Raw genomic sequence first — 17,050 nt, 5'->3', positions numbered from 1 at the left:
TTGCCGCGCACTACGCACACCCCGTCAGCCGCGAACGCGATCTCCGCTGGGAGTCTGGTGAAAGCCTCCGTAGGACGTCCTGCCCCCGTGCGCCGCTTCACCCAGGTGGTCGCGGCGGTGCTCACCTCCGTACTGGTCGTCTCCGGCATGACGGTGCCCGCCCAGGCTTCCCCGGGGTCGGTCAGCCTCAGCCGGCAGCGGGAGAAGCTCGACCGGGACGGGCAGACCGCCCGGGGGAGGGCCAACCCCGCCAGCCCGGCCACCAGCGCGAAGCTGAGCCCGCCGGTGTGGCCCGCTCCGGGCCGGGCGTCGGTGACCCTGCCGGCCGTCGACGACGGGCGTCGGGCGGCACCGGCCCGGGTGAAGGCAGGAAAGCTGCCGGTCACGGTGGGTCGGGCACCCGGCGCGGCGGGAGCCGACACGTCAGCGGTCTCGGTGGAGGTACTGGACCGGGCCGCCGCACCGCAACGCTGGCGCAACGGTCTGCTGCTGCGGCTCGACGGGACCGCCGAGGGTGGCGGTGCCGTCGGCGCGACCACCGCGAAGCGGCCGGGCGCGGTGACCGTCTCGGTCGACTACCGGGCCTTCCGCAACGCCTTCGGCGGCAACTGGTCCTCCCGTCTGCGGTTGTGGCAGGTGCCGGACTGCGCCCTGCGGACTCCGGACCGGGCCGGATGCGCGGTGCAGCCGTTGCCCTCACGCAACGACGGATCGTCGGTGAGCGCCGAGGTGACCCTGGGTGCGGCCGTTGCCGGCCGGGCCGGGACCGCGGCTCCGTCGCTGGTCGCGCTGGCCGCAGGTGCGTCCGGTCCCGAGGGCGACTTCGCGGCCACCCCGATGTCGGCGAGCGCGACCTGGTCCGCCGGCACGTCGACCGGTGGCTTCTCCTGGTCGTACCCGATGCGGATGCCGCCGACGATCGGCGGCCCCGCGCCAAGCCTGGGGCTCTCCTACACCTCCGACAAGGTGGACGGGCAGTCGGATGCGTCCAACAGCCAGCCGTCCTGGGTCGGTGAGGGCTTCGACCTGTGGTCGGGTTACATCGAGCGCAGCTACGTGCCGTGTGCCGACGACATGTCCGGCGGCAACAACAGCGCCAACCGCACCGGTGACCAGTGCTGGCGGTCCGACAACGCCACCATGTCGCTCAACGGACGCGGCGGCGAGCTGGTCTACGAGGCGGGCAAGGGCTGGCACAGCCGCAGCGAGGACGGCTCCAAGATCGAGAAGCTCACGAACGCCACCAACGACGACAACGACGGTGAGTACTGGAAGGTGACCACGCCGGACGGCGTGCAGTACTTCTTCGGCCGCAACAACCTTCCGGGGCAGAGCAGCGCGACGAACTCCACCTGGACCGTGCCGGTCGCCGGCAACCACGCCAACGAGCCGTGCAACGTGTCGTCGTTCGCGTCGTCGTTCTGCAACCAGGCGTGGCGGTGGAACCTCGACTACGTCGTCGACCCACGCGGCAACACCGTGTCGTACTGGTACGACAAGGAACTCAACCGGTACGCCAAGAACGCGACCTCCACCAACAAGGCCGAATACGTGCGCGGCGGCACGCTCAAGCGGATCGACTACGGCACCTGGGACCGTGGCTCCGGCGACCGGTCGGTGACCGCGCTGGCACAGGTGGTGCTGGAAACCCAGGACCGGTGCGAGGCGGGCTGCCAGACCCACGACGCCGCGCACTGGAAGGACGTTCCGTGGGACCAGGACTGCGCCTCGGGGGCGCCGGACTGCGGGGACAACTACGGCCCGACGTTCTGGAGCACGAAACGGCTGTCGAAGATCACCACCCAGGTCTGGGACACCACGAAGACCACTCCCGCGTGGCAGCAGGTCGACTCGTGGACGCTGGGACACACCTATCCGGCGGTCGGTGACGGCAGCGACCACGCCGGCATGTGGCTGACCTCGCTCGTGCAGCAGGGCCTGGTCGGCGGCACCGTGACCATGCCACCGGTGACGTTCGAGCCGGTGTCGATGCCCAACCGGGTGCTCACCAGGAACAACACCAGCAACAACCGGATGCGGATCGGCAACATCCTCACCGAGACCGGTGGCAAGATCCAGGTCAGCTACAGCCAGCGCGACTGCACCTCCACCAGTCTGCCGTCCGCGCCGGAGACCAACACCCGGCGCTGCTACCCGGTGGTCGGCCCGGACCCGTACGACGCCGACCTCGAGATCACCGAGTACTGGCACAAGTACGTCGTCACCCAGGTGTCCGAATCCGACATCAAGGTCATGGTGGGCAGCACCGACCACGGCCAGCCGGTGCAGAACACCTACTACAGCTACCTCGGCACCCCGGCCTGGCACTTCGCCGACGACAACGGCCTGGTCAAGCCGAAGCGCAAGACCTGGAACCAGTTCCGTGGCTACGGCCAGGTCGAGGTACGCAAGGGCGACGCCCCGGCGCAGACCCTGACCCGCACCACGTTCCTGCGCGGCATGCACGGCGACCGGGTGAGCAAGTCGAGCACCGCCAAGCGCACCGTCACCGTGGCCGCCTCCCTGGGCACCGAGACGGTGTACGACGAGGACCAGTTCGCGGGCATGGTCCGGGAACAGGTCGTCTACAACGGTGTCGACACCAAGCCGGTCTCCAAGACTGTCAACGTGCCGTGGCGTTCACCGGCCACCGCGAGCCGCACCATCAACGACGACGAGGTGACCGCCCGCTACACCAACACCCGGGTCGCCTACACCGCCACCGCGCTGGGCGTCAACGGGGCCGGGGGCTGGCGGACCGCGCGGACCGTGTCGACCTTCAACGACACCTACGGCACCACCGACACCATCCAGGCCGACGGGGACATCGCCAGCACCGGCGACGAGAAGTGCACCACCTACCTCTACAACCGGAACGTCGCCGCCAACATCGTGCAGACCGTCAAGCAGATCACCGTCAAGGCGGTGCCCTGCGCGACCACACCGGCCACCGAGGCCGACATCGTCGCCGACGAGCGCAAGTTCTACGACGGCGCGACCAGCGTGGACACCGCGCCCACCCGGGGTGAGGCCACCCGGGTCGACAAGCTCAAGGACTGGTCGTCGTCGGGTGGCACCGTCTGGCAGACCACCAGTCAGGCCACCTTCGACGCGTACGGCCGGCCGAAGACCGCCACCGACAACCGCGGTCGAACGGTGACCACCGAGTACACCCCGGCCACCGGTGGCCCGGTGACCAAGGTGACCACCAGGACTCCGGACCCGAACGGCAGCACCACCGACTGGGTCAACACCGTCGACACCCGCCCCTACTGGGGGCAACCCGTCCGCACCACCGACTACAACGGCCGTCTCGCCGACATGGAGTACGACCCGATGGGTCGACTCGCCAAGGGCTGGGAGGTCGGCTGGGCGAAGGCGGACCATCCGACGACCCCGTCGGTCGAACACACCTACTGGTACGCGCCGAACCGGGACGCCTACCCCTACACGACGACCCGCAAGCTGCACGCCGGTGGCGGATACCTGACCTCGTACGAGATCAAGGACGCCTTCCTGCGGCCCCGGCAGACGCAGACCGCCGGGGTGGGCGGCGACCGGGTGGTCACCGACACCCTCTACGACGCGACCGGCCGCGCGGTCACCACCTACCAGGCGCACGCCGAGCCGGGCACGCCCGCAGGCGCGCTCTGGTGGGAGCCGGAGTGGTCCGTGCCGGCGGTCACCAGGACGCTGTACGACAACGCCTCCCGGGCCACCGACCAGATCCTCTTCGGCACCGACGGCGTCACCAACCTGGTGGAGAAGTGGCGCACCACGACGACGTACCTGGGTGACACGGTCACGGTGACCCCGCCGGAGGGCGGCACGGTCACCACCACCAAGACCGATATCGAGGGACGGACCGTCGAGCTGCGCCAGCGGACCGACGACGCCCAGGCCACCCCCGACCTCGTCACCACCTACGCCTACAACCGCAAGGGGCAGCTGGGCAAGGTCACCGACACCGACGGCAACGAGTGGGTGAACACCTACGACGTCAAGGGCCGGCAGATCACCGCGAAGGACCCGGACAAGGGCACCACCCAGACGACCTACACGGTGTACGACGAGGTGGAGACGACCACCGACGCCACCAACACCGTGCTGGTCAACGAGTACGACGGGATGGGCCGACGCAAGGCGCTCTACTCGGGCAGCATCGCCGCGACGAACAAGCTAGCCGAGTGGAAGTACGACAAGCTCTACACCGGGCAGACGTTGCGCGGTCAGCTCACCGAGAGCATCCGCTACGAGTCGGCTGGCTCCACCAACGCCTACAAGTGGCAGGCGCGCACCTTCAACACCCGCTACCAGCCCACCGGCGCGAACTACGTCATCCCCGCCAACGAGGGCAGCGGTCTGTCCGGCACCTGGATGTACAGCTACGGCTACTCGTCGTACGACGGCAGCCCCACCAGCATCAACTACCCGGCGGCCGGGGGCCTGACCGCCGAAACCGTACAGACCGGATACGACGCGACGACCGGCCTGCCGACCCAACTGTCCTCGACCCTGACCAACGTCGGCCGTTACGTGATCGGGCAGGACTACACCCGGTATGGCGAGCCGACGCTGACCACCCGCAAGACCGACGGCGGGGTCTACGTCCAGGACGACACCTACTACGACTCCGTCACCCGGCGGGTGACCCGCACGAAGGTCAAGCCGGAGACCGCCACCGGCACCGTCAACGACACCAGCTACAGCTACGACGCGGCGGGCAACATCACGTCCATCGCCGACACCCCCCAGGTCGGTGCTGCCGACACCCAGTGCTTCCGCTACGACGAACTGCGCCGGATGCGGCACGCCTGGACCCCGAAGGCCGGCGTCGCCTGCGCCGCCGACCCGAAGGTCGCCGATCTCGGCGGTCCGGCCCAGTACTGGCACGAGTGGGCGCTCGACGAGGTCGGCAACCGCAGCACCGAGAAGGTGCACACGGCGGCCGGGGACACCGTCCGCACGTACACCACGCCCACCGGCGGCGCGAACGTCGTCCGGCCGCACGCCGTCACCTCGGTCCTGACCACGGTGCCCGGCCAGGCTGACGTCACCACCAACTACAGCTACGACAACGTCGGCAACATGCGCTGCCGGCCCGTCAGCGGCGCCGCGAACAACTGCACGACGGGCACCAACTCCCAGACGCTGAACTGGAACGCCGAGGGCAGGCTCGCCTCGGTGAGCGTCGGCGGGCAGACCGTCGAGACCAACATCTACGACGCCGACGGTGCCCGACTGATCCGGCGGGACACCACCGGCACCACCCTCTACCTGCCCGGCCAGGAGCTCCGGCGGGACAACAGCTCCATCGTCACCGGCACCCGCTACTACAGCTTCGCCGGCAAAGTGGTCGGCAACCGTACGCCTACCGCGTTGACCTGGCTCTTCTCCGACCACCAGGGCACCCAGCAGACGGCGGTCGACGCCGCCACCCAGGCGGTGACGATCCGCCGGCAGACTCCGTACGGCGACCCCCGGGGCAACCCGCCGCTCTGGACCAACAGCAAGGGCTTCGTCGGCGGCGACAAGGACCCCACCGGCCTTACCCACATCGGCGCCCGTCAGTACGACTCCGGCCTCGGGCGGTTCGTCTCCGTCGACCCTGTGCAGGACCTGGCCGACCCGCAGCAGTGGAACGCCTACGCCTACAGCAACAACAGCCCGATCACGTTCTCTGACCCGACCGGCCTCATCATGTGCTCCGACGATAACTGTGGAGCCGGTGCCGACTACGAGGACCCGTCCGGCAACGTTCACGAGACGAAGGGCGACAACGACGGCTGCGGCGGTTCCTGCGGCGACCAGGAGTGGGCAGAGGCCCAGGCGGCCAACAATGCCGGCGGGGGCAACGGCGGTGGTGGCGGCAAGGGCGGCGGCAAAGACGGCACTCCCACCATCGAGCAGATCAAACGGGCCAACGAGATCAAGAAGCAGAACGCGGTCTCGATTGTCGTCCGGGCCGGTGGCGAGCTACTGATCAAGTTCTTCGGTATCGATGACATCCTGGGCTGCATCCACGGTGATCTGGCGGCGTGTGCCTGGACGCTCATCGGCATGGTTCCGGGAACCAAGGCGCTCCAGATTGCCCGTAAGGCCGGCACGATCGTCAAGCTGCTCGGCCGGGCCGGCAAGGCATTGATGAAGTGGGCCGACGAGGCGAAATGGTCGCGCGAAATCCTTGCACGAGCGGAGAAATGTGTAGCTCCACACAGCTTCGCCCCTTCGACCAGGGTGGTGATGGCTGCTGGTGCCACCAAGGCCATCGGTGAGTTGAAGGAAGGCGACGAAGTCGTCGCCACGGACCCCGAGACAGGTCGGACGGAGGAGCGGGAGGTCACCCAGACCTACCGCCATGAGGACACCGAGCTGACCGACCTGCGGGTCGCGGCGGCCGGCAAGCAGACCACCGTCGAGACCACCCAGCATCACCCGTTCTGGAGCGAGACCCGCCACGACTGGATCGATGCCAAGGACCTGCGGGTGGGGGAGCGACTCCGGTCGCTCGACGGCACGAGGGTGACGCTGCGGGCCTCGCGCTCGTACACGGCCATGAAGGTCATGCACGACCTGACCGTCGCCGACATCCACACGTACTATGTGCTAGCCGGCACAACGCCGGTGCTCGTACACAACACGAATGCCGCTTGCGGAATTGGTGATGCCCGTGCCGCGCGCGATGCACTTGCTGATAAAGTTGGCGCGAGTAAGGCCACGGTGACTGGTGGAGTGGATCCTGCGACAGGCCGCGTGGCGGCGGGGTGCAACAGCAATCCGACGGGTTGCGCAGAGGCTGATGTGGTACGTCAACTTGGAACTGATCCACAGTCGGTTCAATTTACTGAAGCGATCAGGCCCCGTACCGGAAGGCAAGTCCCGATCTGTCACCGCTGCCAGGAAACCTATAGTCCTTCTCAATTTCCATCGGGCACTCTCGTGAAACCTGGCGGAGCGTGGGGAATGGAGGTCGTGCGGTGAATTTGGTGACGCGCGCTTTGATTGAGGAAGTGGACTGGCCTTCGCTAAGGACCGACTCGGGAAGTGGCGCTGGATTGCCCCGGGCGTTTGAAGATTTGTTCGCGGCGGCGTCAAAGGAAGCAGCCGACGACGCGTACTGGAGGATCGACAACGAGGCCCTTGTGCAAGGGGAACTCTATGAGGCGGCTGTGCCGACGCTCGAAGTTCTCCTATCCATGGCATCGACCGCTCCGTCCGGGCCTCCACGTAGATCGGTGGCGGAATTAATTCAACAGATAGTGTTCGGGGAGCCGCACCCCTCGGAAGTCGAGCTTGGCAATGCAGGAATTGCAAGTGCGTGCAAGTCTCTTGCCTTCGGGGCGGTCTGGGTATTCTATGGATGGCTAACGGATTCCGACAATGACGTACGGGAGTGCGCTTTGCTGACCCTGTGCAAAGTCGAGGTGGATCATAAGAGGAGGTCTGCCATTTTTTCTGCCTGCCGGGCTGGTGACCGATCCCCGGGCGTGCAGAATTTGTTTGCGCAAATTGATCGTGGGTTGATTTGACGTCTTGACGTGAGTTCGGAAATAGCGGATGGGTTGCACTAGGGGGTGGCAAGCGCCACGTCCTGGACATTAGGAGTCGGTGCCCGATTGGTTATGACGCGGATGGGAATGACCTGCACTCAGTGGCCGTGTGGGTTAAGAACGGCGAAGTGGAAAGTGTCCACCCATACTGAGGTGCTGTGATGATAAACATGCAAGTGCGCTCCGAAGGGGGTGAGATCGTGACTCGTGGGTCAACTTCGGGTATTCGCTGGTCAGATGCCCTGGCGCAGATCGATCGAGAAAAATTCCCCTGCCTTGGTGGACTGCTTCCGTATGCGGATGCCATGTTCAATGAGCGACAGGTAGAAAGGCTGAGAATGGAAGTGGCAAGTCAATCTGTGCGCGACATCCTGGGTGAGGAAACTGCGGCAGAGATCGAGACGCTTTGTCGACAGGTCGAAAATGGCTCCCATCTCTATCTATGGTTCCTTGGGGATTAAGCAAAAATGGGCTGATGTGAGTTCTTTGGCGCTGCTTTCAGTGAAAGGCGAATCGGGTGGCACGGCCACCGTCGTGTGCGTTCGATGCCGGAGGTGCGGTAGACGATGGTGTCGTTGCGGTTGCCGGGCTGCGGATCGCCCAGGGCCACGACAGGGCGGGTGTGGGCGTCGATGGCGACCTGCAGGTTCGTGGAGTAGCGGTAGTTCTTGCTCGGGGCGGCCAGGCGGTGGTCCCGGGTCGGGATGAGGGTGCCGTCGACGACGGTGATCTGATCGACGCGACGCCGGCGTCCCGGGGTGAGAGCCAGCAGGGGGGCCGAGGGTCGATGACCCGGTGCGCGGCGGAGTGCGACACCCCGAACAGCGGGCCGATCTGCCGCATCGTCAGGTTCGTGCGCCAGTACGCGGCCACCAGCAGCACCCGGTCGGCGAGGTCGAGCGACCACTGCCGGCCCAGCCGTCAGCGATCGCGTCACCGCCCCGCTCGGCGACCACCCTGACCAGCCTGCAGAACTGAGCGGGCTGCAGCCCGGTGAACGGGAAGATCCACTCCTGACGGGCCGCTGAGATCACCTGCACCCCGACATGATCCACCATGGACCAGGGTCCGAGTTACGAGACGTCCTTTAGACAAACTCGATGAACTCGTCGTGGGCTAACTTGGCGTTAGGGGCGGGTGACGATGGTTCAGCCGGAAGCCACCGCCACGTCCAGCACCTCGTCCACGCCCCGCCTCGGGGTGGCCACCCCCGGCTGGCCGTACCCGATGCGCATCACCATCTGCGGCGTGCCGAAACGTCCCAGCGACAGCCGCAGCGCCTCCCGTGCCCCCGACACCTCGATCGGCTGCGACAGCATCGACACGGCGAGTCCCGCATCGGTGGCGGTCAGCAGCACCCGCTGCAACGCCTGCCCGGCGAGCACCTGGTCGACGACGGTGTTGCCAGCCGCGCCGAGCACCGCCACCAGCGGTTCCGGTTCGAAGTCGCGGCCGGGGGCGCGGTCCAGGCCACCGAAGCCCCGCGACGGCAGCAGGTCCTGCGGCTCGGTCTGCGGGCCACCGGCGCGGGCCGGCACCCCGTCGGGGGCGGGCTCGGTGCGCACCCAGTCGGCACGTTCGGCCCGGTAGGCGGGGTCGCGTTCGAGCACCCGGTGGGCGCTGCGGGCGACCTCGGCGAAGGCGTTGACGGCGCTCACCCCGATCACCAGCTCCAGCCAGCACTGTTCGGCGCGGGCCGCCTCACCGAGCCGCCAGCGGGCCTCGGCGGGCACCGGGTCGGGCCAGAACGGCGCCCGGTTGCTGAACCGGCGGCTGATGGCCGCGTACAGGCTCTGCTCGGTGGGGGTGGGGCGGCGCGGCAGGTCCGGGACCAACCGGGCCAGCACGTCCGGGTCGGCCGGGTACGGGCGTAGCCGTACGGTGGCCGGGGTACCCGCCACCGCCAGGGACAGCCGCAGGTTGAACAGGGCCGCCCCACCGGAGATCCGGGTGCCCCAGCCGCTCGGGTCGGTGGCCGGCAGCCGGCGGGTCGGGTCGACCGACACCTCGATCCCGCCGTCGCGCAGGCGGAACCGCCACGGCTGGGTGTTGTGCAGGGAGGGCGCCCGGACGGCGTCCGTGACGGCGGCCCGTAGTTGCGCCTCGCTGTATCCGGTGCCCATGGTCGTGCTCCTTCCGTGGCGGTTGGTGCCGCTCCACCCCGAGCGGGGAACGCGTCGCCCCGGCCGGCCGACGCCGACCCGGTTCCCGGTGGTGGTTCCCCTCCACGGTCCGCCACCGGCAGGCAGGCCGGGCAGGGCCGGACGTCCCGACCCACCGGGCCGCCCTCCCCGGAGTGACGCGCCAGGTTAGGGACCTTCGGCCCGTGCACGGGCCGGTCCGGGCGGGTAGAAACGAGGGATGATCCGGGTGTTCCTCCTCGACGACCACGAAGTCGTCCGCCGTGGCCTGGCCGACCTGCTGCAGAGCAGCGGCGACATCGAAGTGGTCGGCGAGTCCGGCTCCGCGCAGGAGGCGGCCCGGCGGATTCCCGCCCTCCGCCCCGACGTGGCGATCCTCGACGCCCGGCTGCCCGACGGCAACGGCATCGACGTGTGCCGGGACGTCCGGGCGGTCGACTCGTCGATCAAGGGGTTGATCCTCACCTCGTACGAGGACGACGAGGCGCTGTTCGCCGCGATCATGGCGGGTGCGGCGGGGTACGTGCTCAAGCAGATCCGGGGCACCGACCTGGTCGACGCCGTCCGTCGGGTCGCGGCCGGTCAGTCGCTGCTCGACCCGGCCATCACCACCCGGGTGCTGGAACGCATCCGCAGCGGCGTCGAGCAGCCCCGCGAGTTGAAGACCCTCACCGAGCAGGAACGCCGCATCCTGGAGTACGTGGCCGAGGGGCTGACCAACCGGGAGATCGCCGGCAAGATGTTCCTCGCCGAGAAGACGGTGAAGAACTACGTCTCCAGCGTGCTGGCCAAGCTGGGCCTGGAACGGCGCACCCAGGCCGCCGTGCTCGCCACCCGCCTGCTCGGCCAACGCCACTGACCCACCGCCCCACCGACCGAGCGGGGACCACCGGCTGGCCGAGTAGGAACCGCCCGGCCGCGCCGGTCGGCCGGCTGAGCAGGAACCGGCCGGCTGAGCACGATCCGCCCGGCCGCCCGGATCAGTCGCGCAGCGGGACCGACCAGCAGATTTCGGTGCCGTGCGGCTCGACCCGGCGTACCTGGAACTCGCCGCCGTGCCGCTCGGCGCGTTCGCGCAGGTTCACCAGGCCGCCCCGGGCAGCGGCCGGATCACAGCCCACCCCGTCGTCGGTGACCGTCACGGTGACCCGGCCGGCGTCGACCCGCACGGCGACGGCGACCCGGGTGGCCTCGGCGTGGCGTACCGCGTTGGACAGCGCCTCGCGGAGCACTGCGGTGAGGTCGGGGCGGACCGGTTCCGGCACGGCGCTGTCGATCGGGCCGTCCAACTCGACGGCGGGCCGGAAACCGAGCGACCCGGCGGCCACGTCGACCGCCTCCCGGATCTCGGTACGCAGCGCCGCGCTCATCGGGGTACGCAGCTCGAAGATGGTGCGGCGGATGTCCCGGATGGTGGCGTCGAGGTCGTCGACGGCCGCGTTGATCCGCTTGGCGACGTCGGGGCGGGCGTGCATCGCGCCGCTCTGCAGCTGCAGGCCGGTGGCGAACAGTCGCTGGATCACCACGTCGTGCAGGTCCCGGGCGATGCGTTCGCGGTCCTCCAGGACCACCAGCAGCTCCCGTTCCTCCTGCCCGCGGGCCCGCTCCATGGCCAGGGCCGCCTGACCGGCGAAGCTGGCCAGCAGGGTGACGTCGGCGTCGGCGGCCCGGCCGGCGTCGGGCCGGTGGGCCACCACCAGCACCCCGTGCAGGGTGTCGGCGGCGGCGAGCGGGGAGACCACGGCCGGGCCGGCGACCACCGGCACCGGCCAGGGTGCCGCCTCGGCCAGGTTGTCGAGCAGCTCCCGGCGACGTTCGGTGACCGGGCCGGCGAAGCTGGTCTCGCTGGCCGGCAGCAGCGCGCCGACCAGCCCGTCGGCGGCACCGTCGGCGGAGTCGACCACCTCGACGGTGAAGTGGCCGGCGTCCTCGTCGTAGAGCAGCACCAGTGCCAGCTCCGCCTCGGCGACCTCGCGGGCCCGGCGGGCCACCAGGGTCAGCGCGTCGGTCCGGCGTACCTCGCCGAGCAGCACCGAGGTGATCTCGGCGGTGGCGGCCAGCCAGCGTTCCCGGCGGTGGGCCAGCGCGTAGAGCCGGGCGTTCTCGATGGCCACACCGGCAGCCGCGGCCAGCGCCACGACGATCTCCTCGTCGTCCTCGGTGAACTCCGGGGCACCCTGCTTCTCGGCCAGGTAGAGGTTGCCGAAGACCTGCTCGCGGATACGGACCGGCACGCCGAGGAAGCTGTGCATCGGCGGGTGGTTCGGCGGGAAGCCGTACGACTGGGGGTGTTGGGTGATGTCGGGCATGCGGACCGGGCGGGGCTCGTCGATCAGCAGGCCGAGCACCCCCCGCCCGTGCGGCAGGTCACCGATCTTCGCGTGCAGTTCGGCGTCGATGCCGTGGGTGATGAAGTCGTGCAGCAGCCGGTCGGGACCGATCACGCCGAGCGCGCCGTAACGCGCACCGACCAGCTCGCAGGCCGCCTGCACGATCCGTTGCAGGGTGCTGCGCAGGTCGAGGTCGGTGCCGATGCCGACCACCGCGTCGAGCAGTGCCCGCAGCCGCTCCCGGCTGGTCACCACGTCGCCGACCCGGTCGAGCATCTCCTGGAGCAGCTCGTCGAGGCGGACCCGGGACAACGGGCTCAGCCCGAGCGAGGGGACCTGGTGTTCGTTGCGGGAAGCAGGGGTGCTGGCGGCCACGCGGGCGATGTTACCGCCCCGTGACCGCCGGGCACGAGATCGTCAGGGCCGCTGGTCGCGTACGGCGGAGGTGTCGACCACCTGCGCGGCCGGCAGCCGGGGGGTGTGCGGCGGGCCGGCGTGCGCCGGGTCCGCGATCCCGATCCGCAGCACCAGGTACGGGTAGCCGAGCCCGCTGAGCAGGTGCCGCAGCGTCTGCCGGGTGCCGGCCACCTCGACCACGCCGGACAGCGGCACCACCGACGCCCCGTGCCGGGTGGCGGTCAGCCACAGCGCGGAGAGCGCCTCACCTGCCCGCAGCCAGCTGTCCGGTTCGTCCTCGTCACCGTAGAGCAGCCCGTACACGGCGGCCTTGTCGTGCCCCGGGCCGACCGGCAGGTCGCCGGGGCTGCCGAAGTCCCGGGCCGGGACGGTGGTCTGCGGCTGGTCCTGCGGCAGCACCTCCGGCGGGAGGCCGGTGCCGGTCCCGGCCCGGTGCGTCCAGTACTGCAACTCCTCGCGGGTCTGCGGGTCCTCCGCCTCGACCGTGCCCGCGTGGGAGGCGGTGGCGGCCAGCTCCATCACCTGGTCGGCGTCGAGGATCTGCAACCGGGAACCCTCGGCGTCGGCGGCACGGACGATGTCGTCGAGCACCCCGGCGGGCACCGGCTCGTCGCTGACCGGCCGGCGGTCGGTGTGCCGCACCTGCATGCACTGCACCAGGCGCATCGCCTCCGGGTCGGCCCCGGACCGGGTCAGGCCGGTCAACCGGGCCAGCAGGTCCGGCTGCTGCGGGTCGGGCAGCCGCTCGACCACCGCCGTCCAGCCCTCGGCCGCCAACGCCACCCGGGCGTGGTGCAGGGCCGCGCCGCAGCTCACCGCCACCAGCCGGCCCTCCGGGTCGGTGGCGGAGAGCTGCCGTTCCCGGACCACCCGCAGCTCCAGGGCGTCCGGCAGGACCCGCCAGCGCCACGGCTGCGTGTTGTGCACCGAGGGGGCGTGACCTGCCGTCGCCGCGGCCTCCGCGAGCGCGGTGGTCAGCGGGCGGTCCGTCGCGGGTGTCTGGTGGCTCATCGGCACGACCTTTCCGTTTCTTTCCCATCGTGCCCCACCCCGTCGGCCCCGGGGTGGGGATACCGTTCCATCCTGGCCTGCCGACCCGGCCCTGCGCACGGCCCGCAGGTCCCTCCTCGGGGGCATTTCGGCCCGACGGTTTCCCGGTTCCCGGCCCCCGCCGGCCCCCTGCTGGGACGATCCGCAGGTGGACGCGGCACCGCAGGAGTGTGTTCCGCAGCGGCCGGTCGACAGGCGTCCGGTGCGCTGGCGCGAGTGGACGCCCCTGACCCTGCTCGGCGGGGCGTTGCTGGTCGGGGCGGCGCTGTGGCTGACCGGGCGGCGTGGCCCCGCCGACGCGGTGTGGGCGGCGGCGACCCTGGGGGCGCTGGTGCCGGCGGTCGGGGCGGTGCTGCGTCAGTGGTGGCGGCGGCGGTTCGGGGTGGACGTCATCGCCGTGCTGGCGTTGGCCGGTGCGCTGCTGGTCGGGGAGTACCTGGCCGGGGCTGTGATCGCGGTGATGGTGGCGACCGGCCGGGCGCTGGAGGCGTACGCCCGGGGGCGGGCGACCCGCGACCTGCGGGCGCTGTTGGCGCGGGCACCCCGGCAGGCGCGGCGGCGCACCCCGGACGGGGGCATCGAGGTGGTCTCGCTGGACCGGGTCGCGGTGGGGGACGACCTGCTGGTCGGGCCGGGGGACGTGGTGCCCGTGGACGGGGTGCTCGCGGCCCCGGCGACGCTCGACGAGTCGGTGGTGACCGGCGAGTCGCAGCTGGTGGGCCGGGCCGCCGGGGAGCAGGTGTCCAGCGGGGTGGTCAACGCGGGCGCCGCCGTGGGCCTGAAAGCCAGCCGGGACGCGGCGGGCAGCACCTACGCGGGGATCGTCCGGCTGGCGCGGGAGGCGACCGCCCACCGGGCGCCGACGGTCCGGCTCGCCGACCGGTACGCGGCGGCGTTCGTGCCGTTCACCCTGCTGCTGGCCGGGGTGGCGTGGTGGTGGTCGGGGGAGGTCGTCCGGGCGGTCGCCGTGCTGGTGGTGGCGACGCCGTGCCCGCTGCTGCTGGCCACCCCGATCGCGATCGTCTCCGGGCTGTCCCGGGCGGCCCGCCGGGGCGTCCTGGTGCGTGACGGCGGTGCGCTGGAGCTGCTCGGCCGGGCCCGGACCCTGCTGGTCGACAAGACCGGCACGTTGACCGCCGGGCGGCCCCGGGCGGCGGAGACGGTGGCCGGCCCCGGCGGCGACCGGGACGAGGTGCTGCGGCTGGCCGCGTCGGTGGAGCAGCTCTCCCCGCACGTGCTGGCGGTGGCGCTGGTGCGGCAGGCCCGCGAGCGGCGGCTGCGGCTGACCACGCCGACGGAGGTGACCGAGGAGCCGGGGCGCGGGGTCAGCGGCCGGGTCGACGGCCGGCCGGTGCGGGTCGGGCAGCTCACCGGCGACCTGCCGGACTGGGCGGAGCAGGCCCGCCAGCGGGCCGAGCTGGCCGGCTGGTCGACGGTGTGGGTGAGCGACGACCAGGGCCCGCTCGGGGCGGTCCTGCTGGAGGACCCGGTCCGCCCGGACGCCCGGCGGACGGTACGGCGGCTGCGGGACGCCGGTCTGTCCCGGCTGCTGCTGCTCAGCGGGGACCGTCCGCGCACCGCCGAACAGGTGGCCCGGCTGGTGGGGGTGGACGAGGCGCTGGCCCGGTGTTCCCCGGAGCAGAAGGTGGACCGGGTCCGGCAGGAGGCGCGGCGGGCCGTCACCGTGATGGTCGGCGACGGGGTGAACGACGCGCCGGCGCTGGCGGCGGCGCACGTCGGAGTGGCGATGGGGGCGACCGGGGCGACCGCCTCGGCGGACGTCGCCGACGCGGTGATCACCGTGGACCGGTTGGACCGGCTCGCCGACGCCGTCGAGATCGCCCGGCACGCCCGCCGGATCGCGGTGCAGAGCGCCGCCGTCGGGATGGGGTTGGCGGTGGCCGCGATGCTGGTCGCCGCCGCCGGCCGGCTACCGCCGGTGGCGGGCGCGTTCCTCCAGGAGGGCATCGACGTGCTGGTGATCCTCAACGCGTTGCGGGCGCTGCGCGGCGGGCTGCGCCGCCCGGACGTCCCGCCGGCCGCCCGCGCCCTGCTCGACCGGTACGCGGGCCAGCACGCCGGCGTACGGGACGTGCTCGCCCGGGTACGGGACACCGCCGACCTGGTGGCGACCCGGCCGACGGCCGAGGGGTGCCTGCCGGCGTTGCGCGACACGCACCGCCGGCTCACCGACGAGGTGCTGCCGCACGACAGCGCCGAGGAACGGCAGCTCTATCCGGCGTTGACCGGCCCGCTCGGCGGGGAGGCGACGTCCACGATGAGCCGGGAGCACGTGGAGATCCACCGGCTGGTGGACGCGATCGGCGGTCACCTGGTCCGGGCGGACGGGCGGTTGCGCCCCGACCAGGTGCCCGACCTGCTCGCCAGCCTGTACGGGCTGGACGCGGTGCTGCGCCTGCATCTGGCCCAGGAGGAGGAGACCTACCTCGCCCTGGACCCCGACCCGCCCGCCCCGCGTTGATCCACCCGCCCCTGGGGTGATCGCCCACCCCGGTGGTGATCCACGCTCCGGGGCCGATGGTGCGGTGTCAGGTCGTCGGATCACCGCAACATCGGCCCAACAGCCGCCCGCCCCGCCCGCCCCGCCAGGTCAGCGTCCGGTCAGCGTTCGCGGACGACGGCGACCGGGCAGTGCGCGTGCTGGATGAGCTGCTGGCCGACCGAGCCGAGCAGCATCCCGCGCAGCCCGCCCCGGCCCCGGCTGCCGACCACCACGAGCTGCGCCTCCCGGCTCGCCTCGACGAGCGCGGCAGCCGGGCGGGCCGGGGCGATCTCCACCGTGACCGGCACCTCGGGGAAGGTCTCCCGCCATCCGGCGAGGGCCTGGTCGATCTCGGCCCGGTCCGCCGCGAGCCGGGCCTCGGCGTCCGGGTCGGAGGGCCGCCAGCGGTCGTCCGGCGGTTCGAAGGCCCGCAGCACGCGCAGCGGGGCGTCGCGCTGGGCGGCCCGTTCCACGGCGAACCCGAGTGCCGTACCGGCCTGCTCGGAGCCGTCGTAGCCGACCACCACCGGGCCGGTGACCTTGGCCTGCGCCTCGCGTACCACCACGACCGGGCAGTGCGCGTGGGCGGCCACCGAGACCGCCGTGGAGCCGGCGAGCAGGCCGGTGAAGCCGCCGTGGCCCCGGCTGCCGAGCACCAGCAGCCCGGCCTCGGCGGAACGCTCCTCCAGCACCAGCGCGGGCGGGCCGTCGAAGACCTCACCGTGCACGGTGACGCCGGGCCAGGCGGCGGTGGCGTCCGAGGCGGCCTGGTGCACCAGCTCCTCGACCTGCCGCCGGGCGTTGTCGTCGGGCCAGACCCCGGGGGCCACCCCCGGGCCGACCCAACCGGCGACGGTCATCCACTCGAAGACGTACGCCAGCCGGACCGGGCGTCCGCTGCGCTGTGCCTCGGCCAGTGCCCAGTCCACGGCGACGCTCGCGTCGGCGGAACCGTCGTAGCCGACCAGGATCTCGTCGGGGTTCATCGTCTCGTCCTTTCCTGGCGGGTGGCCGATGGTGGGCCGGCCGGTGACCGGCCCACCACGGGCCCCGGGGGTG

Annotated in this window: 9 protein-coding genes and 1 pseudogene; 4 read left to right on the top strand and 6 right to left on the bottom strand. The window is 71.2% G+C overall.

What is annotated here, in order from left to right; translation table 11 throughout:
* Window positions 1–87: 87 nt before the first annotated feature.
* Together ACN265_RS22615 and ACN265_RS22610 are read left to right on the top strand one after the other, a co-directional pair.
* On the top strand, window positions 88–6,981 hold the full coding sequence (locus ACN265_RS22615) for a polymorphic toxin-type HINT domain-containing protein (protein WP_421409359.1): 6,894 nt from the start codon (window positions 88–90) through the stop codon (window positions 6,979–6,981).
* Window positions 6,978–7,529, top strand: a complete 552-nt coding sequence (locus tag ACN265_RS22610) for a hypothetical protein (RefSeq protein ID WP_421409357.1) — start codon at window positions 6,978–6,980, stop codon at window positions 7,527–7,529. Before ACN265_RS22615 ends, ACN265_RS22610 begins: the two co-directional genes overlap by 4 nt.
* A 254-nt stretch (window positions 7,530–7,783) precedes the next feature.
* Here ACN265_RS22610 and ACN265_RS22605 read toward each other — a convergent pair whose 3' ends face one another.
* From ACN265_RS22605 to ACN265_RS22595, 3 genes and pseudogenes are all read right to left on the bottom strand, one after another.
* The gene (locus tag ACN265_RS22605; protein ID WP_421409355.1) at window positions 7,784–7,984 is read right to left on the bottom strand and encodes a hypothetical protein; all 201 of its coding nucleotides are present in this window, start codon (window positions 7,982–7,984) and stop codon (window positions 7,784–7,786) included.
* A gap of 101 nt (window positions 7,985–8,085) precedes the next feature.
* Window positions 8,086–8,590 (bottom strand): annotated as a pseudogene (locus tag ACN265_RS22600) (transposase family protein); the annotation flags it as partial.
* 108 nt (window positions 8,591–8,698) lie between these two features.
* Window positions 8,699–9,673: an Acg family FMN-binding oxidoreductase gene (locus tag ACN265_RS22595; protein ID WP_421409353.1), complete on the bottom strand. Its 975-nt coding sequence runs from the start codon at window positions 9,671–9,673 to the stop codon at window positions 8,699–8,701.
* Window positions 9,674–9,911: 238 nt separating this feature from the next.
* Between ACN265_RS22595 and ACN265_RS22590 the strand changes: the two genes are divergently transcribed.
* Window positions 9,912–10,550, top strand: coding sequence for a response regulator (locus ACN265_RS22590; RefSeq protein ID WP_067310092.1), 639 nt, complete (start codon window positions 9,912–9,914; stop codon window positions 10,548–10,550).
* A gap of 121 nt (window positions 10,551–10,671) precedes the next feature.
* On the opposite strand, the gene ACN265_RS22585 is transcribed toward ACN265_RS22590, so the two are convergent.
* On the bottom strand, window positions 10,672–12,342 hold the full coding sequence (locus ACN265_RS22585) for a GAF domain-containing protein (RefSeq protein WP_421411590.1): 1,671 nt from the start codon (window positions 12,340–12,342) through the stop codon (window positions 10,672–10,674).
* A 96-nt stretch (window positions 12,343–12,438) separates the two neighbouring features.
* Window positions 12,439–13,449, bottom strand: a complete 1,011-nt coding sequence (locus ACN265_RS22580) for an Acg family FMN-binding oxidoreductase (protein WP_421409350.1) — start codon at window positions 13,447–13,449, stop codon at window positions 12,439–12,441.
* A 187-nt stretch (window positions 13,450–13,636) separates the two neighbouring features.
* On the opposite strand from ACN265_RS22580, the gene ACN265_RS22575 reads away from it, so the two are divergent.
* Complete coding sequence (locus ACN265_RS22575) at window positions 13,637–15,970, top strand: heavy metal translocating P-type ATPase (protein ID WP_421409348.1); 2,334 nt, start codon at window positions 13,637–13,639, stop codon at window positions 15,968–15,970.
* A gap of 140 nt (window positions 15,971–16,110) precedes the next feature.
* On the opposite strand, the gene ACN265_RS22570 is transcribed toward ACN265_RS22575, so the two are convergent.
* Window positions 16,111–16,977 (bottom strand): universal stress protein, encoded by an 867-nt coding sequence (locus ACN265_RS22570; protein ID WP_377687670.1) that lies wholly within the window; start codon window positions 16,975–16,977, stop codon window positions 16,111–16,113.
* Between the last annotated feature and the right edge of the window lie 73 nt (window positions 16,978–17,050).

It is taken from the genome of Micromonospora sp. WMMD730 (assembly GCF_049178955.1).
Classification (GTDB): Bacteria; Actinomycetota; Actinomycetes; order Mycobacteriales; family Micromonosporaceae; genus Micromonospora; species Micromonospora wenchangensis.
The sequence above is the reverse complement of the archived record's forward strand: the minus strand, read 5'-3'. Positions and strand labels throughout refer to the sequence as shown.

Coding starts and splice junctions, on each gene's coding strand:
- ACN265_RS22590 (WP_067310092.1), top strand. CDS start 9,912: ATGATCCGGGTGTTCCTCCTCGACGACCACGAAGTCGTCCGCCGTGGC.
- ACN265_RS22595 (WP_421409353.1), bottom strand. CDS start 9,673: ATGGGCACCGGATACAGCGAGGCGCAACTACGGGCCGCCGTCACGGAC.
- ACN265_RS22570 (WP_377687670.1), bottom strand. CDS start 16,977: ATGAACCCCGACGAGATCCTGGTCGGCTACGACGGTTCCGCCGACGCG.
- ACN265_RS22605 (WP_421409355.1), bottom strand. CDS start 7,984: ATGGGAGCCATTTTCGACCTGTCGACAAAGCGTCTCGATCTCTGCCGC.
- ACN265_RS22580 (WP_421409350.1), bottom strand. CDS start 13,449: ATGAGCCACCAGACACCCGCGACGGACCGCCCGCTGACCACCGCGCTC.